The sequence below is a fragment of the Lentibacillus persicus genome, assembly GCF_900112705.1.
Taxonomy (GTDB): Bacteria; Bacillota; Bacilli; order Bacillales; family Amphibacillaceae; genus Lentibacillus; species Lentibacillus persicus.
Map to the genome: position 1 here is coordinate 248,197 of NZ_FOMR01000001.1, position 22,482 is coordinate 270,678.

Sequence of the window (22,482 nt, forward strand, 5' to 3'; positions counted from 1 at the left end):
AAAAGTTGAACGACTTGATATCAGCAAGCCGTTTATGTCATAGGGTGAGAAACTATTATTTTTCTATTATTTTGAGGGAGTTGAGTGTATTGGAATCGAACAAAAATCAACTTCAGGAAAAAGTTATATATAATGAGGACGGGTTTGTTTATTACGGAGATAATAGATCAGTTATCATTCCAACTTCGTCACTTGGTTTTTTAAAAAGAGATTTATATCGCAATATTGGTCAAAAGCGGGCAAATGGGTTCTTTGTGCGTTACGGCTCGGATCTCGGTCGAAAAGATGCCAGAAAAGTATTGAAGAAGTTTAACCATGAATCGATCGAAACGATTATGAATAAAGGGCCGATATATCATCAAGCACAAGGTCATGTTACCTCTGTGCTTCAAAAAATGATTGTCGAAGAAAAACACGATAAAATTTCAACTTATATTGAAGGAATTTGGAAGGGTTCATTTGAGGCAGAAGAGCATATTAAGCATTTAGGTAAATCAAACGAGCCTGTGTGCTATATGAATGTTGGCTATGGGAATGGCTACCTGTCAGAGATTTGCAACCAGACTGTTTTATTTAAAGAAATAACATGTATAGGGAAAGGTGACAAGGAGTGCAGATGGGTTGGCAGAACCATGGACTATTGGGATGATAATATGGCAGAAGAACTTAAATATTACAGCCAAACATCGATAATGGATGAGTTGGAAATAACTTATGAGAAGTTATTAGAGGAACGCAATCGGCTTAAAAATGTGTCTGTTATATATAACAAACTAACGGAAGAAATATTGAAGGGAAAAGACCTTCAATCGCTTATGGACATTGTTTATAATTTGACTGGAACAACAATTTTAATTGAAGATGCTGAACTTTATCCGATAGCATCAGGTGGGATATCTGCCAGTAATTTAACGGAACTGAATAATACATTTAAAGCATATGTTCATTCAGTAATTGGTAATCGTCCCATTTATCAAACACAGTCGATTAGTTTTACTGACTATACTCGGCTGGTGACCCCCATATTTTTGCAAGATAAAATAATAGGGTATTGTTCCTTTTTCTATGTTGACCCTGAAAATGAAAGTTCTTCCAATCTCCAAGTAACGATTGAGAGAATTTCTTCCATATGTGCTCTGTATTTACTGAATAAAAAAACAGAAGAAGAAGCGGAGACAAGAGCGAAAGGACGCTTTCTGGAGCAGATTTTAAACGGTGATTATTCGAAGGAAGAAATATTAAGACGCAGCAACTTAATCGGGGTGGACCTTTTTCAGCCATACTATATCACAGCAGTCAGTATTGGGTCAGCTCATGATGATTACAAAAAAGAACTGACATTTTTGGAGGATGTGATTACGCAAACTTCAGGTTTTTTCAAGAAAGAAAGAATTAAAGCGTTGGCAGGCCAGCAATCCAATTACATGATTTTATTAATTTTGGAAAATAACAACACAAATGTTGAATCAATTTGTTCAAAATTATTAAATTTCCTTAATGAGAAATATCCATCTGCTCAGTTTCGAGCTGGTATAAGCATGAAATCTACTGAAATTAATAATGCTTCAGATGCTTATATGGAAGCAATCACTTCTCTCAGAATGACAAGCAAAGGTAAAATCCTAGTTTCTTTCGATTCGTTAGGAATACTCGGCACCTTGATTAATACAAAAAACCAGCAAGAAGTTGAAAAGATTGCAACACAGACACTTCAGCCAATTTTTAAAAATTGTGATGAGGATAAAAAAGTGGAAATGCTAAAAACTTTATATGTTTATCTTCTTAACGGAGGGAACCTTGAATTGACGGCCAATGATTTAGCGCTTTCCTTAAGCGGAATAAGATATCGGTTAACGAAAATTGAAGAACTGCTCGGTCAAGACTTGCGGAATACTGAAGTAAGTTACAAATTATTGCTTGCGATACAAGCGTTGTTGTCAATTGGGAAATTAGGCTTTGATGATTTATAAAGTTAGCTCATTCATTCATCTATGGAAATCACGTTTATTAAATTGATGATTCAAACTAGCATGTTATGTTTGTTTTTTAATTATATTCAGACACTTTGTGTCGTTGTTTATGAAAACGCTTTAAAATAGAATGAAATTAATCAAACATGCATTGGAGGATGAATGATGTTAACAGGAAAAGAATTTTTAGAGAGTTTAAACGATGGTCGAGAGGTTTATTTATATGGAGAAAAAGTAGAAGATGTCACCGAGCACCCGGCATTTCGTAACTCAGCACGTTCGTATGCACGGATGTATGATAGTCTTCATGATCCGGAGTTAAGTAAAAAATTAGTCACTGAAAATGAATATGGCGATAAGACACATCGATTTTTTAAAACGCCTAAAAGCCCAGACGATTTATTTAAAACAAGAGATGCTATTGCGGAATGGTCTAAGTTAAACTATGGATTTATGGGGCGGACACCTGATTATAAGGCTTCTTTCATTGGTCACTTACAAGGTTATGCCGATTTCTTTGAGGGTTTTGAAGATAATGCAAAAGAATGGTACCGAAAAGTATCAAAGGATGTTTCTTTTGTAAACCATACAGTTATTAATCCCCAAGTAGATCGTTCGAAACCACTTCATGAAAATAAGGACGTATTTGTGCGTGCAGTCGGCGAAAGAGATGATGGCATAATTGTAAGCGGTGCCAAAATGGTGGGAACATCGGCACCATTAACTCATTATAACTTTGTTGCGAACTACGGACCAAAAGATTTAGGAGACGGCGATCAAAGTCACGCACTTATTTTCATGGTACCTATGAATGCGCCGGGCATGAAGATTATCAGCCGGCCATCATATGAATTAAAAGCTGCAACTACCGGTACGCCATTTGATTATCCACTTTCAAGTCGTTTTGATGAAAATGATGCAGTGATTGTATTGGATAATGTCTTTATCCCGTGGGAAGATGTTTTAGCTTATAAAAACGTGGAGGTATCAAATAATTTTGTCCCAGGTACGAATTTTGTCAATAGATTTTCTTTCCACGGGGGAACAAGATTGGCAGTAAAACTCGATTTCATGGCCGGGTTGCTGCTTAAAGCTACAGAAGGCGCTGGTACAAAGCAGTTTAGAGGTGTCCAGGTTAATGTCGGGGAAGTATTGGCTTTACGTAATATGATGTGGAGTCTAACAACAGCTATGGCGAGTGAACCTGATAAGGGAATGAACGGTTTGGCTGTACCAAATAGCTTTGCGTCCCATGCCTATCGTGTACTGGCACCAGATACGTGGGTAAGAGTGAAAAATATCTTTGAGCAGGTAGTGGCTGGTGGTTTGATACAGCTGCCATCGAGTTCTAAAGATTTTCTGAATGAAGATTTACGGCCGCATATTGATAAGTATTATCGTGGCACCGGTATTTCCGCCGAAGAACGTGTGAAGCTGTTGAAAATGATTTGGGATGCCATTGGTACTGAATTTGGCGGACGTCACGAGCTTTATGAAGTGAACTATGCTGGTAATACGGAAAATATTCGAATTGAAACATTAAAACATGCAGAATTTTCAGGAGCGGCGGATGCTTATAAAGGCTTTGCAGAATCAGCAATGAGTGACTATGACTTACACGGTTGGACTAATGATACTTGGGTAAATCCATCTGAAATTAACTTGGTTAAACAATAAATTCAAAAATTATAAGGAGGAATTTATCATGGATAATCGTCAATTTCGTAATGCGATGGGGAAATTTGCGACAGGGGTTAATGTGATTGCAACTGAAGTTAATGGTGAGGTACACGGGATGACCGCGAATGCATTTATGTCCGTGTCAATGGATCCGAAGCTGGTGATTATTTCGGTGAAAGAAGATGCCCAGATGCTGGATAGAATCAAGGAAAGTCAAACGTTTGCAATCAGTGTTTTGTCTGAAGAGCAGCAAAAAATGTCGATGACGTTTGCCGGACAAATCGATAACGACGAACCGGTTGAATTTGAATACCTTGACGGGAAACCGGTCTTGCCGAATTCACTGGCACAGATTTCTTGCGACGTTTCAAGTGAATACGTGGAAGGTGATCATACGTTGTTTGTCGGTAAGGTGACCGATATTCAATTGGAAGACGGGCAACCATTAATCTTTAACTGCGGACGTTATCATTCACTGGAGAATGAAAAAGCCAACTCAGCTTCATGATTAAAGCATGACAAAGGAGCAGTTATCATTATGGAAACCATATATCTGAACGCCGCAAATCTTGACTATTGGAAAAAGAAATCAACTTCAAATGTAATGGCGCTCGGCTTTTTTGACGGCATTCACAAGGGTCACCAAAAGGTGATCCGGACTGCCGTTAACAAGGCGAAAGAACGCGGTGTCGCGGTGACGGTGATGAGCTTCTTCCCGCACCCGAAAACCGTTTTGTCGAAAGGCAATGAGACGTTTGATTATATCATGCCGCTGACCGAAAAAGGGAAGGTCTTGGAACAGCTGGGTGTTGATACCTTTTATATTGTTGAGTTTGACAAATCGTTTGCATCGCTTTCGCCGGAAGCGTATGTGTCGAATTACTTGGTTGACTTTGGTGTCGAACACGCTGTTGCCGGCTATGATTTCTCTTACGGCAAGTTTGGGGCCGGCCATGTGGGACGGATGGAAGACGACTCCGGCGGCAAATTGGGTGTGACAAAAGTCGATAAAGTTTCGTATCAAGGCCAAAAAATCAGTTCCACATGGATCCGCCAGCTGCTTTCAACCGGCGACATGAAAACGCTGCCGCATGTTTTGGGACGTTCTTATGAATTGGCATGTAAGCTGAATGGTGATTTACTTGATCCCTTGGCCTACTATACAGTACCGGCATCTGGTTGTTATTCGGTAACTATTGATAATGGAATTGAACAAGAGCTTGTTAAAGTCGTTATACCTGAAAACCATCATACAATTAAACTATTGGATCGGCATAAATTGAACTATATGTGGGAAGGAAACGTCTCAATAATATGGCATCATCGGGTTCCTGATGAGACAGCTATGTCTTATTCCTACTAAAAGTACATTCGAAATAGCGTTAACAAGTTTAGGATTTCAAGACTTGGCAACGTAATAGAATCGCTGCAATAGAGTGAAAAAAAATATGAAGTAAAAAAAGCATTTTAAAAAACGATGATTTATTGGGGGAGGATTTACAATGACGGATTATAAAGAACCGATACTTGATGTAGCACAGTTAGCGCATGTGGAGATTTTTTCACCTAAGCCAGAGGAGACAGTAGAATTTTTTACAAGATTTCTGGGGATGGAAGTGACTGCGCGTTCCGGACAATCGGTATATTTAAGAGCCTATGAAGAAGCGTATCACAATTCTTTAAAAGTAACCGAAGCTAATGAAGCAGGCTTAGGACATGCAGGCTGGCGTGCGATGTCCCCACAGGCCCTGCAGCGGAGGGTTGAGGTATTAAAAGGAACGGGATTGGGGCGAGGGTGGATTGATGGCGATATCGGACATGGCGAAGCATATCAATTTACGTTGCCTGATGGTCAATTAATGGAGCTTTTTTGGGATGTCGATTATTATCAATGCGATAATGATTACAAATCAAAATTACTGAACCGGCCTTCGAAGCGTCCTGAGCAAGGCGTTCCGGTCCGCAGACTGGATCATATCAATTTAATGAGTGCCAACCCGCAAAATGATGCACAATTTATGATAGACAATCTTGGATTTCGCTTGAGAGAAGGCATTGAGGCCGAGGGCAATTTGATTGGAAGCTGGCTAAGTGTATCGAATCTTATGCATGAAATTGCAATTATGCCGGAGCCGAATCAAGTTCCAGGAAAATTACACCATCTCTGTTTTTGGTATGGCGTTCCGCAAAACCTTTATGAAGTTGCTGATCTATTAAAAGAAAATGATATTTTTATCGAAGTTCCACCAAACAAGCATGGTATTAGCCAAGCCTTCTGCATGTATGTTTATGAGCCTGGCGGAAACCGTATTGAATTGTTTGGGGATGCTGGTTATCTTATCCTGGACCCTGAATGGAAACCAGTTATATGGGATATGGAAGATGTGCCAGGTTATGGAGATACGTGGATAGGCACTGCTTTTCCTGACTCATGGTGGAATGAAGGCACCCCTTTAACCGTCCCGGAAATCTCTAAGAAATAATGAAAGCGATTTAGAAGTCAAGAAAGATAGGAAAGGTGGGACGTTATGTCAAAAATTAAAGCCGCAATATTGGGATCGGGAAATATTGGAACAGATTTAATGTATAAAATTCTAAAAAAAGACGGAAATATTGAGCTTTCACTAGTCGCTGGTATTGATCCGGAATCGGAAGGACTGCAAAGAGCGAGAGAAGCAAAAGTTGAAACGAGTCATGAGGGAATCAAGGATATTTTAGCTGACCCGGATATTAAAATTGTGTTTGATGCAACGAGTGCAAAAGCTCATATGCACACGGCGGAACAATTAAGCGAAGCAGGAAAAATGGCAATTGATTTAACACCGGCGGCAATCGGCCCATATCTGGTGCCACCTGTTAATTTAAATGAGCATATTGAAGCAGAAAATGTAAATATGGTTTCTTGTGCAGGCCAAGCAACGACCCCTTTAGTTTATGCCGTTTCAAGAGTGGTTCCTGTTCACTATGCTGAGATGATTGCAACAGTGGCAAGTCGTGCGATTGGACCTGGAACGAGACAAAATGTGGATGAGTTTACGCGAACGACTGCAAACTCGTTGGAAAAAGTCGGCGGTGCCAAAACTGCTAGAGCAATTCCGGTGTTTAATCCCGCAGAACCGCCGATTACGATGGCAAATACGGTATATACGGTAATTAAGGAGAAAGATTTTGACGTTGATGCAATTAAAAAGTCAATTAATGACATAATTTACGATGTTGCTGACTATGTGCCAGGTTATCGATTGAAATCGGAACCGATTATTGATTATCGGGATACACCATGGGGGCGTTTACCTGTTGTTGTCATTATGAATGAGGTGGAGGGAGAAGGAGACTTTTTCCCTCAATATGCGGGCAACTTGGATATTATGACAGCTTCTGCAAGAAAAGTCGGTGATCTGTATGCCAATCATTTTTTGCAGAAAAAGGGGGTTCGGCAGTGAAAATTCCAAGACTTACGGATACGACGTTAAGAGACGGTTCACACGCAATTAGTTACAGTTACACTGTTGAACAAACAAGAGAGATTGTACGCGGTTTGGACGAAGCTTCAGTTCCCGTAATTGAAGTAAGTCATGGTGCTGGATTAAACGGATCAACAATTCAGCAAGGGTTTTCAAAGACACCTGAATATGATCTCATAAAAACTGCTGTTGAAACTGCTAAACAAGCAAAAATTGCATCGTTGTTCGTTCCTGGAATTGGTACGAGTGAAGAGTTGAAAAAAGCAGTGGACATTGGGATACAGGCGGTTAGGGTTGCAGTTCATTGCACGGAAGCTGATGTTACAGAACAATATATCCGCTTGGCAAAAGAATTAGAAATCGAAGCTGTTGGATTTTTAATGATGGCTCATACACAACCAAAAGAGGTACTTGCTGAACAAGCGAAATTGATGGAATCTTATGGAGCAGACTGTGTGTATATAGTTGATTCAGCAGGGGCACTTGTGCCACAGGGCGTGAGAGAGAGGGTTTCTGCACTAAAAGATGTGTTATCCATTGATGTCGGATTCCATGCGCATAATAACCTGGGGCTAGCGATTGGTAATACAGTAGCGGCAATCGAATCCGGTGCAGATCAAGTAGATGGAACTGTAAGAGCTTTAGGAGCGGGTGCCGGAAATGCGCCGACAGAAGTAATCGTAGCAACATTAAATAAAATGGGAATTAATACAGGAATTAGTCTGTCCCATTTAATGGATTTAGCAGAAGACGTTGTCGCACCAATCATCCCATCACCGATTGTGATTGATCGTGATAATTTGTCCAGCGGTTATGCGGGTGTATACAATAGTTTCCTGTTGCATGTAAGGCATGCGGCGGAAAAATTCGATTTAAACCCCACTGAAATCATGGAAGAACTCGGAAGACGTCAAGCTATAGCCGGTCAAGAGGATTGGATAATTGATGTAGCCCTTGAACTTGCTGATAAGAAAAAGGATATGGCACATATATAATAGGTTGCATCCGTGTTAATTACCGGGGACACTGATACAAAATATTCTTGGTTTGCGGGAGAGAGCATATATGAATGTAAAAGAAGCGGCAAGAAGTTTGTTGGAAGCCGAAAAGACAAAACAAGTTATACCACCATTAACGGACACATATCCAGGTATTACTGTCGATGAAGCCTACCACACGCAATTGGAAATTGTCCGTTATAAAGTGGATGAGGGAGCAATCAACGTCGGAAAGAAAATTGGCGCAACGAGTAAAGCTATCCAAAATATGTTTGGCGTTGAGCAGCCGGATTATGGGCATTTATTAGACTGCATGATGTATGCAGAAGGCGATGACATTTCATTAAACGATTTTATTCAGCCCAAAGCAGAGTTTGAGATTGCTTTTAAGTTAAAGAAAGACCTGAGAGGACCAAATATCACTGTAATGGATGTTATTGATGCGACAGATTATATTGCTCCTGCTATTGAGGTCATTGATAGTCGAATTAAAGACTGGCAAATTAATTTTGAAGATACGGTAGCAGATAATGGATCTTCAGCGGCTGCTGTGATTGGTGGCACCCCAACGCCATTAAACGGTATTGATTTAACGCATATTGGCATGGTCGCTTACAAAAATGGTGAAATGCTGGATTCCGGTGCCGGAGCTGCGGTTTTAGGCAATCCTTTACGTTCGGTAGCTTGGCTGGCAAATTCATTAAGTCAATATAACGTTGATCTAAAAGCAGGGGAAATCGTTTTGTCCGGCGCATTAACAAGTGCAGTGACAATAGCGGATCAGGACAGTTTCACAGTCGAATTTGACCATATTGGCACAGTCGGTGTGACGTTTGTACAAGAGGTGAGGGCATGATAAAAACAGATGTAGTGGAGGCTATAGCGAGTGACTTGCTTAACGCCGAAAAAAGCGGTACCGCAACCAATAAGTTTGTGGACAAATATCCTGAATTAGATGAGACATTAGCCTATCAAGTTCAGGATAAACTGGTAGAAATGAAAGAAACCGAAGAGAAGACTAAGCGAGTCGGCTGGAAATTAGGATTAACGAGTAAGGCGAAACAGCACATGATGGGGGTCCATGAGCCCTCTTATGGCGTTTTATTGGAAAGTATGCAATTGAATGAAAGTGAGCCTGTCTCCATAGCTCCTTTTATTCATGCAAAAGCGGAACCTGAAATCGCGTTTGTTTTAAATAAAGAATTAAAAGGGCCGCATATCAGTGTAGCTGATGTACTTCATGCAACAGAATATGTGGCACCAGCTATCGAAATTATTGATAGCAGATTTCACGGATTTCAGTTTACGTTGGCTGACGCAATAAGTGATAATTCCTCATCTTCCCGATTTATTATCGGGGAACGCTTTTTTAACCCAAAGAATGTGAATTTAAAACTGATGGGATTTGTCTACAGGCAGAATGGCGAAGTTGCAGCGACTGGTGCTGGAGCAGCCGTAATGGGACACCCGGCCAGAGCGGTTGCCTGGTTAGCAAACAAGCTCTATCCAGTTAACAAGACGTTAAAACCTGGCGAAGTCATTTTGAGCGGTTCCCTGTCAGCTGCTCTCGAAATTTCACCAGGCGACCAATTTGCAGCTAGTTTTGATGGAATTGGTGCAGTTAACGCAATATTTACGGAATAAATAGATTACAGAGGTGACGATATGCCGTTTATTCAACTTAATATAATGGAAGGAAGAGAACCGGAAACAAAAGAGCGCTTTATTCGTGAAGTTACAGACTTGGCTTCAGAAGTTCTCGATGCCCCTGAACAAAATGTTCGGGTAATGATTAATGAGCTTCCGCCTGAACATTGGGGTATCGCTGGCGAATCCGTGAAAAAAAGGAGGGACAAGTAACATGTCAAATGTCAAAACGGATATAAGAGAAATAGGTTTATACATTAACGGGAAGTATGTACCGGCACATGATGAGGGCACGTTCGATGTGACAAATCCAGCGACACAGGAACACATTGCCCGTGTTAGTGAGGCAACCGAAGAAGATGTTGATTATGCATGCCAAGCAGCACGTGAAGCATTTGAAAATGGTCCTTGGCGAACGATGTCTGTGCAGGAACGTACTGAAAAACTAAGAAAAATGGCTGATATAATTATTGAGAGAAAAGAAGAAATTGCTCGTTACGACGCAATGGATGTTGGGAAGCCATATGAATCAACTGTTGCCCATGAAATTGGCCGTGCAGCTAATAACATCCGTTTTTTTGCTGATTTTGTCGAAAAACAAGGCGGGGAAACATATCCAATGGGCGAAGAATATCTCAACTATACAAGGTATGAACCTGTGGGCGTTGCAACAATCATAACACCATGGAATGTACCGTTTATGTTAACCACATGGAAACTGGGACCTTGCCTTGCCGCAGGAAATACGGCTGTTATTAAACCGGCTGAGAACACACCTTTATCCGTTTCACTATTAGGGGAAATTGCTAAAGAGGCGGGTATCCCGGATGGGGTCGTAAACATTGTTCAAGGACAGGGGAGCACTGTAGGAACTGCTGTCACCACTCACCCTGAGGTAGACTTGGTGTCTTTTACAGGTTCGACAGCTACTGGTAAAAAGATATTGAAAGGCGGCGCTGACACGCTTAAAAAGGTCTCATTTGAACTGGGCGGGAAAGCAGCAAATATTATTTTTGAAGACGCAGATCTTGATAAAGCTGTACCAAGTTCTATTCGCGCAGCGTTTATGAATTCAGGACAAGTGTGTCTGGCTGGTTCAAGAATCTTAGTGCAGCGATCGATTTTTGATAAGTTTCTTGAAAAGTTCAAAAATGCTGCGATGGACCTGAAGGTAGGAGACCCACAGGAAAAGGGAACAGACATGGGGCCTTTGGTTAGTAAAGAGCACTATAACAAAGTAACAAGTTACTTCGATATCGCTGAAGAAGAAGGTGCCACCCTTATCTGTGGCGGGAAACGACCAGACCTTCCAGATCATTTAGCTAATGGTTATTATTTAGAGCCAACTCTTTATATACATGATGATTCAAAATCACGGATATGTCAGGAGGAAATCTTTGGTCCTGTTGTTACACTCATCCCATTTGATACAGAAGAGGAAGCGCTTCAAATTGCTAATGACACGGATTATGGGTTAAATGGTGTGGTCTGGACTGAAAACTTGCAAAGAGCACATCGTATTTCGCACAATGTTCGCGCTGGTACGATTTGGGTCAACTGCTGGTTCGTTCGTGACCTGCGTGCCCCATTTGGTGGATTTAAGAAGAGCGGTATTGGCAGAGAAGGCGGCGAACACAGCATGGAGTTTTTTACTGAAGCCAAAAATATTTGTATTGCGTTACAATGAAAACTTTACCAGCAATAAACGATAAAATAAAAAAGCGCGGTATCCTGCCCAATCGGCAAGTACCACGCTTTTTTATTTTACTTGGTTTTGCCCAATCCTATTGTCAGGTCTATTCCAACCCGAATTGTGATTTCGAGCTTAACTCATCGCCTTGGAACATAAGTGTTGCATTTGCTCCGATACTGCTATCGCCATCATACGTATAAGTAACGGTGTAATATTGGGAACCCTTTTCGCCGGTTTGAGAAGTTATCTCGCCTTCACCACCAATAATGTCGAATACCTCGTCGGTCGTCATACCGTTTTCCAATTGATTGAATTCGTCTATGGTTATGGTCACGTCTGATTCAGAATCATTACCTACACCAGCTTGTGATTTACTTTGCAACTGTCCGTCCTGGAATGTCAACATGGCATTTGACCCCCAGCCATCTGCACCCTCCCATGAATAGATTATCGTATGAAATTGGGAACCTTCTTCTCCGGTTTCAGATTGAACAGTTCCTTCGCCGCCGATGATACTGACGACTTCATCATAAGTCATTCCATTTGAAATTTGTTCAAATTCTTCCCCGGTTATGGTACTGTCATCTTCAGTTTCTGGTGATTGGCCTGAATTTTCCTTCTCAGCATTTGCTTCTTCAGCTTTTTTTGTTTCAGCACTGTTGCTGTTTTCTGATTCAGAAGTGTTGTTGGAAGCTGAATCATTCGTTTCTCCTCCGCTAAAAGCTACTGTGGCAATTATCATAATTGCTATAATCCCTATAAATCCTAAGCACCCAACTTTCATAAGTTTTTTCATACTTAATTACCCCCTAAAATGTACTAATTAATGCAGATGACTTTCTCCTGCTGCATTAATTATGATACTGCAAAAGGTATACAAAAAAATGTTCACCTTAATTTTTCCTGTTACTGTGAAAAAGCGGCCCGCAAAAAAACTCCAATACGACCAATCGAAATTCCGGGAGGATCAACCGAAATCAAAGCTGGATCAATCGAAACCCCCGGGTGACCAACCGAAATTCCACAAGGACCACGCGAAACCCACCACACACCACGCGAACGAGTATATCACCCGGGCGTGCCATGGAAGGGGAATAATTTTTGCCATAACAGGTGGAACATAAAACAGAGAATTGTGTTATAATAGAACAAACGTTCTTTTTGTGGAGGGTCAATGATGAGTGACGTAAACGACAGAGGTTCTATAAAATGGACATCATTGATGATACCGGAGCATGAAGAAATGCTGCGGAAATGGTGGGCCTCACAGGAATATAAAGAAAAACCGATACTTGATGAACAGCAGAAAGAAGACATTAATGCACGTCTGCAGGCAGCTTTCCATCACAGCCTGCCAATCGAAGTAACGTATCATCACAGGGGCGAATTTTTCACAGCAAAAGGAAAGCTAGTGACCATTAACGCAGGAAAATTGATATTAGAGGATGAGGGTTCGATTGCATTGGAGAAGGTTGTGGATGTGGTGGTGGAGGAGTGAAGGGGAGAGAGGTGGTGGTGAATTTTAACCTATATTCCCCCTCAACAAAAACCCGGACAGCATCCGTAAATCAACGATACTGTCCGGACACGTTTCTATTTTTCCTGATATGCAAAATATGCTGAAATAAGCGTTTTAGCGGCAACGGGCATGGCGCGTTCTTCGATATTAAATTTTGGATGGTGATGCGGATAAGGATGATCCTCGGTCTTGGCACCGGTAAAAAAATAAGCGCCGGGTTTTTCCATTGTATAGTAGGCGAAATCTTCGCCGGCCATAACGGGTCTAGCTTCATCTGCCGTATGGATCTCATCTACGATTTTTTTGAGTATATCACACTGGAAATGTATAATAGAGTTAGGAATCTTAGTGGTATGGCTAACAATTTTGTATGGTTTATCGCCAAATAGCGAGAAGGAAACGGGTGAATGTACAAACGAAAAACAAAAGGAATGAACAACAATGCTATTGAATTTATTGAAAGCGTTTTACTGCAATCACAGGATATGACGTTAAAATGTGGATCCTCAACCTCATTGGATTTGGCAAGTATCATTACAACTATGTATAGGGTTACGAAGGCAATACTTGTAGGTTTTTTACCTCGAAAGGCTTTGATAAGTTTATATACATAAGCGTCAGGGAGGCGCATTTGTATAAGGTGTATAATTGAATACGTAATATTTAGAAAGTTTATTGTCAAACAACTCCTGAAATTATTGATATGATTAGAAATCACTTGAACGATCGGTGAGGATGATAAAAATGGAGAAGAAACAAACTGTTGCTTTCAAGGAAGGTTTGCAAAGAGCAAAGAAAATTGCGCACGAGCATCATAATTATCAGCTTGACATTCCACATCTATGGGCCGCTTTGATGCAACCGGAGTATTTTGCTTATTCAATATATGAGGATTTGGGCTTGGATATGAATGCGCTTACCCAATGCATTCAGGCCGAAATAGAGAAGATTTCAACGTTGACAGGCACAGATGTTACATATGGAGAGAAGCAAAGTCAACGGCTGCGGAATTTATTCAGCAAAGTGGAGGAAATGGCTCAATCAATGCAGGATGATTATGTGACCGTGGAGCATGTAGTGCTGGCATTGTTTGACCAGCCGTTTAATCCAATTACTGATTTTTTACTGAAAAACGACATTAACTATGAGACGGTTCAACAAAAAATAAACCAAAAGCGTCAAGGTAAACAAGTTACGTCGGTATATCAGGAATCGCTTTATGAATCGCTCAACACGTATGCAGTTAATCTCAATCAACGGTACAGAAATGGCAAAATGGGGAAAGTTATTGGGAGAGATCCGGAAATTAAAGATGTGATCAGGGTTTTAACGCGCAAGCAGAAAAATAACGCCATATTGATTGGTCATTCCGGTGTAGGAAAGACGGCTATTGTCGAAGGGCTTGTTCAAAAGATTGAACGGGATGAGGTACCAAAAAATTTAAAGGATAAAATTGTATTTAATTTAGACATGAGTGCTTTAGTTGCCGGTGCAAAGTATCGGGGCGAGTTTGAAGAAAAATTAAGAGCTGTCTTGCAAGAAGTACACGATTCCAATCACCAGGTCATTTTGTTGATTGATGAAATTCATACGATTGTCGGGATTGGACAAGCGGAAGGGTCCATGGATGCCGGCAATATATTGAAGCCTATGTTAGCGCGTGGTGAGCTTCATTGCATTGGATTGACCACACCGGATGAGTACCGGGAAAGTATTGAAAAAGATAAAGCATTGGAACGTCGTTTTCAGCGGGTGAGTGTGCATGAACCCTCTATAGACGATACCATAACAATTTTGCACGGCATCAAACAAAGTTATGAGAGGTTCCATATGACTAAAATAACCAATGAAGCGATCGAGGCAGCTGTCAAAATGTCGAGCCGCTATATTACTGATCGGTTTTTGCCTGATAAAGCAATCGATTTGTTGGATGAAGCGTGCGCCGTAAAACATATTCAACTAAATGAAGTGCCCACAGAGATACATAAGCTTGGGCAAGAGATTTTAAACAAATCGATAGCTATTTATAAGCAGAAAAAAAGTGAAGGGACCGAAAATTCGAATGACTTTGAAACAATCGATGCGTTAAAAGAAAAGCAAAGTCGTATGAAACAACAATGGCAGCACGAGCTGAATTTATTATCTGAAACGCAGCATCATGTCAACCGATTGGACAATTTACGAACCAACTATCAGCAAGCACTGGAAAGCGAAAACATTCCAGAGATTATTCGTTTACAGGAGGAATCTATTCCATATGAAAAAGAAAAAATCGAGTCATTGAATACACAACGTTACCGGCATGTGATAGAGGAACCTTTTTTAAATGAAGTGGTAACAGCAGAAGATATTGCAAACGTTGTTGAAAGACTAACAGGAATCAAAGTCAGCGGCATTTTAGAAAATGAAAGACGAAAACTGTTAAATTTAGAAGAAGAATTAAATCAACTCGTGGTCGGCCAGCAAAATGCTGTCGAAAAAGTTTCTCAATCAGTGCTGCGCTCAAGAGCGGGGATTCAAAATCCGACAAAACCAACAGGGACATTTTTGTTTTTAGGGCCAACAGGTGTCGGGAAGACACAACTTGCTAAAAGTTTAGCATACGTTTTATTTGGTACGGAATTGGATGCCATTCGGTTGGATATGTCAGAATATATGGAAAAACATGCTGTTTCCAGGTTGGTTGGTCCGCCACCGGGATATGTCGGCTACGATGAAGGTGGGCAGTTAACGGAAGCCGTGCGTCATAAACTGCATTCAATTGTGGTTTTAGATGAAATTGAAAAAGCACATCCGGATGTGTTTAATCTACTCTTGCAAGTGCTGGATGAAGGAAGGCTGACGGATTCGCAAGGCAGAACGGTTGATTTTAAAAATACGATTTTGATTATGACGAGCAATGTCGGCTCTTCCCTGTTATTGGAAGCAATGGAAGACCATAAAACGGTGACGAATACAGCGCGAAATCAGGTTAAAAACGAATTGCATCACTATTTTAAGCCCGAGTTTTTAAATCGGATTGACCATACATTGATTTTTAACCCTTTAAATGCCGAGCATATGTATGCGATTTCCGAGAGAATGATTCAGGACTTAAATCGCCGTCTGGAGGATAAGAAAATGGGTTTGTCAGTAGATCAGGAGGTTATTAAGTGGATTGCTGAAAATGGTTATGATGTCATTAACGGGGCCCGCCCATTACAACGATTTATTACAGAAAGAATCGAAACGCCGATTGCTCGGGAGATGATTAAAAAGGACGAGAAAGAAAATTTGCATATCAATATATCGATGGAGCAAGGGAACCCCGTTTTTAATTATGAACGAATATAAAAAATTGTCAGATGATTCTTTTATTGCTATAATTAAATTGCAAAAATGAAAACGATTTCATTAAATCTATAACTATTTTGTTAGAAAGGGAGGAGGTTATGGATTGAAACAGTTTGACATATTGATAATTGGATCCGGCCCTGGTGGTTATGTGGCTGCAGAAGAAGCGACGCGTCTGGGCCATACGGTGGGAGTGATTGAAAGAGATCAAATAGGCGGGTGCTGTTTAAATGTAGGATGTATCCCTTCAAAGACTTATTTGCAGTACAGCCACTGGTTAAATTCACTGGAAACAGCAAATCGGCACGGGCTTAAAGTAACGATTAATGAAATTGATTTTCCCTCGATTGTAAAACGAAAAAATGATGTCGTCTCAACGCTCCAAAATGGCATTAGCAGCACGTTTAAACAAAAAGGAATTCAGTTTATTGAGGGAGAAGCAACCTTTATCAAGGACCATACCTTTGAAGTCGAAGGCGAATACTATTCAGGAAGGCAGGTCTTATTAGCGACAGGCGGACATCCTTTTGTTCCTGATATCCCTGGCTTGCAAGATGCTGAATATGTGACGACGGATACTTTTTTTAATGTGGATGAAATTCCAGGTCAATTCGTAACGATTGGCGGTGGTGTGATTGCTGTCGAGTTAGCTTTTGCGATGCAAAAACTAGGTTCAGAGGTGACTGTTGTAGAAGTGGCCTCAGATATTTTATTAACGGTCGACAAGGATGCCAGGGCAGCCGTTAAACAAAAAATGAAAGAAATTGGGATTGAAATTATCACGAATGCAGACATAAAAGAAGTGACAGCGGATCGTGTGGCGCTTTCAAGTGGAAAAGATACATCATATGATCAATTACTCGTTGCGACAGGAAGACGGTCCAACTTGGATATTCCAAATGCAATGAACCTTTCTTTAGATTCGAACAATCATTTTGTAAAAGTGGACGAGTATTATGAGACGAGTAAAAAGGGGGTTTATGCGATTGGAGACATCATTGGCGACTATACCCTTGCACATGCGGCAAGTGCAGAAGGTATAAAAGCAATTCGGGCTATGAGTGGTCATAAGGAGAAACCCATTCAGCCTAATCGTGTCCCGAGGCCGGTATTCACTAGTCCCGAAGTTTCCGAATTTGGAATGAGTGAAGAAGCAGCTCAAAAAGCGGGATATGATACGATCGTTGAGCAAATGCCATTTTCGTTTAATGGACGAGCGATTGTATCGGGTGAAACAGAAGGGTTTATTAAACTTGTGACAGAAAAAAGATTTAAAGAAATTTTAGGAGCTGTGGTTGTAGGGGAAAATGCTACCGATTTATTACATGAAATTATGACCGCCTATGAAGCAGAAGGAACGATTGATGAATTGGCGAATACGATTTATGCGCATCCAACCGTTTCAGAGTTGATTAAAGATACATCAAATAAATTTTAGGAGGAATGACGATGGCCAAAGAAGAAAGAAAAGCAATGCCGAAGTCCATGAAAAATCCAGAAACCTCGTTTAAAGAATTAGTTGATTTGGATGTAAAAACGTCAACGGAAACAAAAGTGGAAGATTTGACTAAAGAAAAATCAATAAGCATGTATAAAAACATGGAAAACATTCGAAATTTTGAAGAGAATGCAAAACGTTTTTTTGCAGCGGGCGAGATTCCTGGTTTTGTGCATTTATATGCCGGAGAAGAGGCAATAGCGTCTGGGGTGTGTGCTCATTTATCCGATGATGATTTTATCACGAGTACCCACCGCGGTCATGGGCATTGTGTGGCTAAAGGCGGCGATTTAAATGGCATGATGGCGGAGATATTTGGTCGTTCAGATGGCCTTGGGAAAGGAAAAGGCGGTTCCATGCATATTGCAGATATTGATAAAGGGATATTAGGCGCAAACGGGATGGTCGGTGGCGGCTTTGGCTTGGCAACCGGTGCGGCCATGCGAAATCAGTATAAGAAAAATGGAAAAGTAGTCGTCTGTTTCTTTGGCGATGGGGCTTCGAATGAGGGGTTATTCCATGAATGTTTAAATATGGCGTCCATATGGAACTTACCAATTGTTTTTGTGAACGAAAATAACTTTTATGCAGAAGCAACGCCTCAATGGTATGCTTCCGCTTCAAATACGATAGCGGAAAGAGCAGCAGCATACGATATGCCCGGTGTTCGGGTAAACGGAAAAGATCTTGTTGCTGTATATGATATTGCAGGTGAAGCGATCGAACGAGCACGAAATGGTGAAGGCCCTACATTGATTGAGTGTGTGACATACCGAAACTATGGTCATTTTGAAGGGGATGGCCAAAGTTATAAAGCCCAATCCGGCGAAGAAAAAGAATGGGCGGAAGTCGATCCTTTGAACGTGTTTCGGGAATACACCATTGAAAACGGAATTATGACTGAAAAAGAATTGGATGAAATCAGAGAGCAGTCGAAAAAAGATGTCGAAGCAGCAGTTTCATTTGCAAAAGAAAGCCCGGAACCAAGTCTGGATTCCTTATATGAAGATGTGTTTGCAGATTAATAATTAAATAATAAAGAGGAAGGTGAAATTGATGAGTAAAGATAAACTATTTATGAATGCGATAAATGAAGGATTAGATCAGGCAATGGAGAAAGATGAGAATGTTATTTTACTAGGCGAAGACATTGCCGGAGGTGCAGACGTTCCCCATCTTGAAGAAGCGAATGAAGATTCGTGGGGCGGCGTGATGGGGATTACCTCTGGCTTAATGCCGAAATATGGGCGCGAGCGTGTTGTAGATACCCCGTTATCCGAAATGGGATATATGAGTTCGGCAGTCGGAATGGCAGCCACAGGATTACGCCCGGTTCCGGAGTTAATGTTCAATGATTTTATTGGTTTTGCCTTCGATGCCATACTGGGCCAAGCGTCGAAAATGCGTTATATGTTTGGAGGCAAAGCTAAAATACCGATGACTGTACGGACCATGCATGGGGCGGGGGTAAACGCGGCGGCCCAACACTCAGGTTCGTATTATGGTATGTTTGCGTCAATTCCAGGTGTGAAAGTTGTCGTCCCTGCAACGCCATATGACGCGAAAGGCCTCTTACTTTCAGCGATCGAAGAAGACAATTTAGTCGTGTATTCAGAGGATAAAACGTTGTACAGTACAAAAGGTGAGGTACCGGATGATTATTATACCATTCCTATCGGAGAAGCCGATGTGAAGCGAAAAGGGGAACATCTTACCATTGTTACAATTGGAAAAATGTTATTCGTAGGGCTTGAGGTAGCAGAAAGGTTGGAAAAAGACAATGTTTCCGTGGAGGTCATTGATTTAAGAACGGTTGCACCATGGGACAAGGATACTGTCATCGAATCAGTGAAGAAAACAGGAAGGTTAATTGTTATCGATGAAGCCAATCCACATAATAATACCGCAACGGACATAGCGTCGGTTATTAGTGATAGAGCCTTTGATTTTCTTGATGGGCCGATTAAATGTATCTGCGCACCAAATACACCTGTCCCGTTCGCTCCAAATTTGGAACAAGCTTATATCCCTGACGCAGATAAAGTACTTAAAGAAGCTGACGATATTATTTTTGATTTAAAATCGTAAACAAGGAGGTGACAAGATGGCTACAGAAATTGTAATGCCAAAATTAGGTTTAACCATGACTGAAGGAACGGTTGAAAAATTACTCGTAAACGAGGGCGACAAGGTTGAAGCGGGAGATCCTGTTATCGAGATTAGTTCGGAAAAACTGACGAGTGAAGTCGAAGCGCCCGCGTCAGGTACCATAATTGAATTCACCGCGCAAGAAGGGGATGTCATTCCTTATAAGGAAGTAATGGCTTATGTCGGGGAGGAAGGCGAAGTTGTAGACAAAAGTACAAGTGCCCCATCGGCAGAACCTTCTCCTGAAGAGGAAGAAACCACGGAAAATAATAAACCAGAGCCAAAACAAGAATCAAAACCAGCCGACCAGGAAGCTGGCAAAACAGATCAAAGTGAACGTATATTTATAACGCCGCTCGCCAGAAAAATGGCAAAAGAGCAAGGTATCGATATTCGGGATGTGAATGGAACTGGCGGAAACGGTCGAATTACACGCTTGGATATTAACCGGTACACACCATCAGCAAAAACATCGGCCAAAGAAGTACCGGCTTCTGCAGCTTCATCGGAAATGGAATATGGTGCAGGGCTGACAGGAATGCGCAAAACCATTGCTCAACGCATGATGCGTAGTGTCCAAACAACTGCACAAGTTACCAATCAACGTAAAATCGATGTCACGCGATTAATGGAATTCAGAAATGAAATAAAAGAAAAAGTGGATTTTCCACTCGATAATGGCGAATTAAGTGTTAATACGTTATTGACAAAAGCAGTAGTTTTGTCATTATTGGACATGCCTAGTATGAATGGCTGGTACTACGATGGTGAATATACGACATTTGATGAAGTTCATATCGGAATGGCAACAGCCATTGATGACGGATTGGTAGTACCTGTTATAAAAGATGCGCATAACATGTCGCTTTCCCGACTTGGTTCTTCCATAAAAGAAGTTGTTTCTCAAACACGAAAAGGAACTTTAGACGGGTCTCTATATTCGGGTTCTACTTTTACCATTACTAATTTAGGCGGCGCTGACATTGAATATTTCACACCGATTTTAAACACGCCTGAAGTTGGGATATTGGGTGTAGGCGCAATCCAGAAAGAGTTGGATTTAGATGAGCAGGGAACAGTTATTCAAAAACAAAAACTGCCTTTAAGTTTATCCTTTGACCATCAAGTTATCGATGGCGCACCGGCAGCCGAATTTTTACAAAAAATAGCCGGTTATTTACAAAACCCATATCGCATATTGTTTTAACTTTTGGTATTAAAGACACTACTTAAAAAAAGTTTGGTGCGTAGCAACTGAAAAATTCACGTCTAACTAAGAGGCTGGGTTTAAATAACCCAGCTTCTTTGATTAATTAGTCACAATCGTATTGTACACCTGAAAGTTTTTAGCAATAATTTCTTATGGGTATTTGAATTAGCATAGCGTTAGAAATTTACAGAACGCAGCCAATAAATAAATCAACAATCGAGCTATACATATTCTTGCCTACCCTCTGATGTAGAATGAAAATAGACCATTAAAGGGGGAGAGGTAAATGAAGCGTTTAATAATTTTGTTGGTTGCAGGATTGCTAATGATGCTAGGAGCATGCAGTGGAGAAGAAACTGACAGTGAGCCGGTCAATGCTGAAAGTGATCAAGACAAAGGGGCAGAAGAATCGGAAGCAAGCGGAAGTGAAAGTGCAAATTTCATTAAAGGAACAGTTAAGCCAGAAGAGTTTGATAAAGTTTTTTCTGCTCCGAAAGAATACAAAGGCTATGAGCTTTCTTTTACTGGGAGAGTATTCGTTAAACCAGAACGTGATACTGATGGAACTTACTTGCAAGTATATGCTGACCCAGAAAATTCGGAGCTCAATACAATCGTTGGAATAGAAGATCCTAACCTCGACGTATCAAACGGGGATTATGTTCAGGTAGACGGTATCATCCAAGATGAAATCCAAGGACAAAATGCTTTTGGCGGCACCATAAACGCTCCGGTTGTCCAAGCGACTGCAGTGGATGTTGTGGATTACGTCACAGCTGTTTCACCGGCTATTGAAACCTTTCAGGTCGATAAAAGCCAGGATCAGCACGGCTATGTGGTACATCTGAACAAAATTGAAATCGCCGAAAATATGACGCGGGTTTATGTGAAAGTGACAAACAATACGGATGATGAAATATCTTTCTACAGTTTTAATTCAAAACTATTGCTTGATAACAAACAACTCGAGGAAGAGCATCAATACGATACAGGTCTTCCTGAGGTACAATCGGATATTCTGCCGGGTATGGAAACAGAAGGAGTAATAACTTTCCCGTCGGTTGATCCATCAACTGAATCGCTCACATTCCATGCTGAGGGATCATCCATGAATTACGAGGTTGAATTTGAACCATTTATATTTGAGATTGAGAATTAAAATCTCACATTGCCTATAGTCATGATGAAAAGGGTAATGTTTTGTTGCATCGACTATGTACTATGGCTAATCATTTAACTTAAAAAGTCTACCTGAATCTACAGGGGAGAGAGGTGGTGGTGAATTTTAACCTATATTCCCCCTCACCCAAAAAACCCGGACA

Annotated in this window: 19 protein-coding genes and 1 pseudogene; 18 read left to right on the plus strand and 2 right to left on the minus strand. The window is 40.9% G+C overall.

Annotated elements, in window-relative coordinates; genetic code table 11:
- Positions 1–44: 44 nt before the first annotated feature.
- From BMZ22_RS01305 to BMZ22_RS01355, 11 genes are all read left to right on the plus strand, one after another.
- Positions 45–1,970 carry a helix-turn-helix domain-containing protein gene (locus BMZ22_RS01305; protein WP_245745114.1) on the plus strand — a complete coding sequence of 642 codons (1,926 nt, stop codon included), beginning with the start codon at positions 45–47 and terminating at the stop codon, positions 1,968–1,970.
- Between the two features lie 165 nt (positions 1,971–2,135).
- Entirely contained in the window at positions 2,136–3,647 is a 1,512-nt protein-coding gene (locus BMZ22_RS01310) for a 4-hydroxyphenylacetate 3-hydroxylase family protein (RefSeq protein ID WP_090080247.1), read from the plus strand.
- 28 nt (positions 3,648–3,675) lie between these two features.
- Complete coding sequence (locus BMZ22_RS01315) at positions 3,676–4,158, plus strand: flavin reductase family protein (RefSeq protein ID WP_090080250.1); 483 nt, start codon at positions 3,676–3,678, stop codon at positions 4,156–4,158.
- 30 nt (positions 4,159–4,188) lie between these two features.
- On the plus strand, positions 4,189–5,013 hold the full coding sequence (locus BMZ22_RS01320) for an FAD synthetase family protein (protein ID WP_090080252.1): 825 nt from the start codon (positions 4,189–4,191) through the stop codon (positions 5,011–5,013).
- Between the two features lie 139 nt (positions 5,014–5,152).
- Positions 5,153–6,133 carry a catechol 2,3-dioxygenase gene (locus BMZ22_RS01325; protein WP_090080254.1) on the plus strand — a complete coding sequence of 327 codons (981 nt, stop codon included), beginning with the start codon at positions 5,153–5,155 and terminating at the stop codon, positions 6,131–6,133.
- Positions 6,134–6,178: 45 nt separating this feature from the next.
- Positions 6,179–7,093: an acetaldehyde dehydrogenase (acetylating) gene (locus tag BMZ22_RS01330; RefSeq protein WP_090080257.1), complete on the plus strand. Its 915-nt coding sequence runs from the start codon at positions 6,179–6,181 to the stop codon at positions 7,091–7,093.
- Complete coding sequence (gene dmpG, locus BMZ22_RS01335; RefSeq protein ID WP_090080258.1) at positions 7,090–8,109, plus strand: 4-hydroxy-2-oxovalerate aldolase; 1,020 nt, start codon at positions 7,090–7,092, stop codon at positions 8,107–8,109. Before BMZ22_RS01330 ends, dmpG begins: the two co-directional genes overlap by 4 nt.
- A 70-nt stretch (positions 8,110–8,179) precedes the next feature.
- Positions 8,180–8,968, plus strand: a complete 789-nt coding sequence (locus tag BMZ22_RS01340; protein WP_090080260.1) for a 2-keto-4-pentenoate hydratase — start codon at positions 8,180–8,182, stop codon at positions 8,966–8,968.
- On the plus strand, positions 8,965–9,756 hold the full coding sequence (locus BMZ22_RS01345; RefSeq protein ID WP_090080262.1) for a 2-keto-4-pentenoate hydratase: 792 nt from the start codon (positions 8,965–8,967) through the stop codon (positions 9,754–9,756). The genes BMZ22_RS01340 and BMZ22_RS01345 overlap by 4 nt, the downstream gene beginning before the upstream one ends.
- 21 nt (positions 9,757–9,777) lie before the next feature.
- Positions 9,778–9,972, plus strand: a complete 195-nt coding sequence (locus BMZ22_RS01350) for a tautomerase family protein (protein ID WP_090080264.1) — start codon at positions 9,778–9,780, stop codon at positions 9,970–9,972.
- A gap of 1 nt (position 9,973) precedes the next feature.
- On the plus strand, positions 9,974–11,446 hold the full coding sequence (locus tag BMZ22_RS01355; protein WP_090080266.1) for an aldehyde dehydrogenase: 1,473 nt from the start codon (positions 9,974–9,976) through the stop codon (positions 11,444–11,446).
- 109 nt (positions 11,447–11,555) lie between these two features.
- On the opposite strand, the gene BMZ22_RS01360 is transcribed toward BMZ22_RS01355, so the two are convergent.
- Entirely contained in the window at positions 11,556–12,248 is a 693-nt protein-coding gene (locus BMZ22_RS01360) for a DUF3862 domain-containing protein (RefSeq protein ID WP_090080268.1), read from the minus strand.
- A gap of 381 nt (positions 12,249–12,629) precedes the next feature.
- Here BMZ22_RS01360 and BMZ22_RS01370 point away from each other — a divergent pair, with 381 nt between their 5' ends.
- A complete protein-coding gene (locus tag BMZ22_RS01370) occupies positions 12,630–12,950 on the plus strand; it encodes a YolD-like family protein (protein WP_177183321.1) in 321 nt (106 codons plus the stop codon).
- Between the two features lie 95 nt (positions 12,951–13,045).
- On the opposite strand, the pseudogene BMZ22_RS01375 reads toward BMZ22_RS01370, so the two are convergent.
- Positions 13,046–13,273, minus strand: a pseudogene (locus BMZ22_RS01375) (M20/M25/M40 family metallo-hydrolase); the annotation flags it as partial.
- Positions 13,274–13,715: 442 nt separating this feature from the next.
- Here BMZ22_RS01375 and BMZ22_RS01385 point away from each other — a divergent pair.
- The 6 genes from BMZ22_RS01385 to BMZ22_RS01410 all read left to right on the plus strand — a co-directional run bounded on the left by BMZ22_RS01385 (position 13,716) and on the right by BMZ22_RS01410 (position 22,319).
- Positions 13,716–16,304, plus strand: coding sequence for an ATP-dependent Clp protease ATP-binding subunit (locus tag BMZ22_RS01385; RefSeq protein WP_090080274.1), 2,589 nt, complete (start codon positions 13,716–13,718; stop codon positions 16,302–16,304).
- Positions 16,305–16,407: 103 nt separating this feature from the next.
- Positions 16,408–17,742, plus strand: a complete 1,335-nt coding sequence (gene lpdA, locus BMZ22_RS01390) for a dihydrolipoyl dehydrogenase (RefSeq protein ID WP_090080276.1) — start codon at positions 16,408–16,410, stop codon at positions 17,740–17,742.
- Between the two features lie 149 nt (positions 17,743–17,891).
- Positions 17,892–18,827, plus strand: coding sequence for a thiamine pyrophosphate-dependent dehydrogenase E1 component subunit alpha (locus tag BMZ22_RS01395; protein ID WP_245745151.1), 936 nt, complete (start codon positions 17,892–17,894; stop codon positions 18,825–18,827).
- 31 nt (positions 18,828–18,858) lie between these two features.
- Positions 18,859–19,890, plus strand: coding sequence for an alpha-ketoacid dehydrogenase subunit beta (locus tag BMZ22_RS01400; RefSeq protein WP_090080279.1), 1,032 nt, complete (start codon positions 18,859–18,861; stop codon positions 19,888–19,890).
- A gap of 16 nt (positions 19,891–19,906) precedes the next feature.
- Positions 19,907–21,157, plus strand: a complete 1,251-nt coding sequence (locus tag BMZ22_RS01405) for a dihydrolipoamide acetyltransferase family protein (protein ID WP_090080282.1) — start codon at positions 19,907–19,909, stop codon at positions 21,155–21,157.
- 289 nt (positions 21,158–21,446) lie between these two features.
- Positions 21,447–22,319, plus strand: coding sequence for a hypothetical protein (locus BMZ22_RS01410; RefSeq protein ID WP_090080285.1), 873 nt, complete (start codon positions 21,447–21,449; stop codon positions 22,317–22,319).
- Positions 22,320–22,482 lie beyond the last annotated feature (163 nt).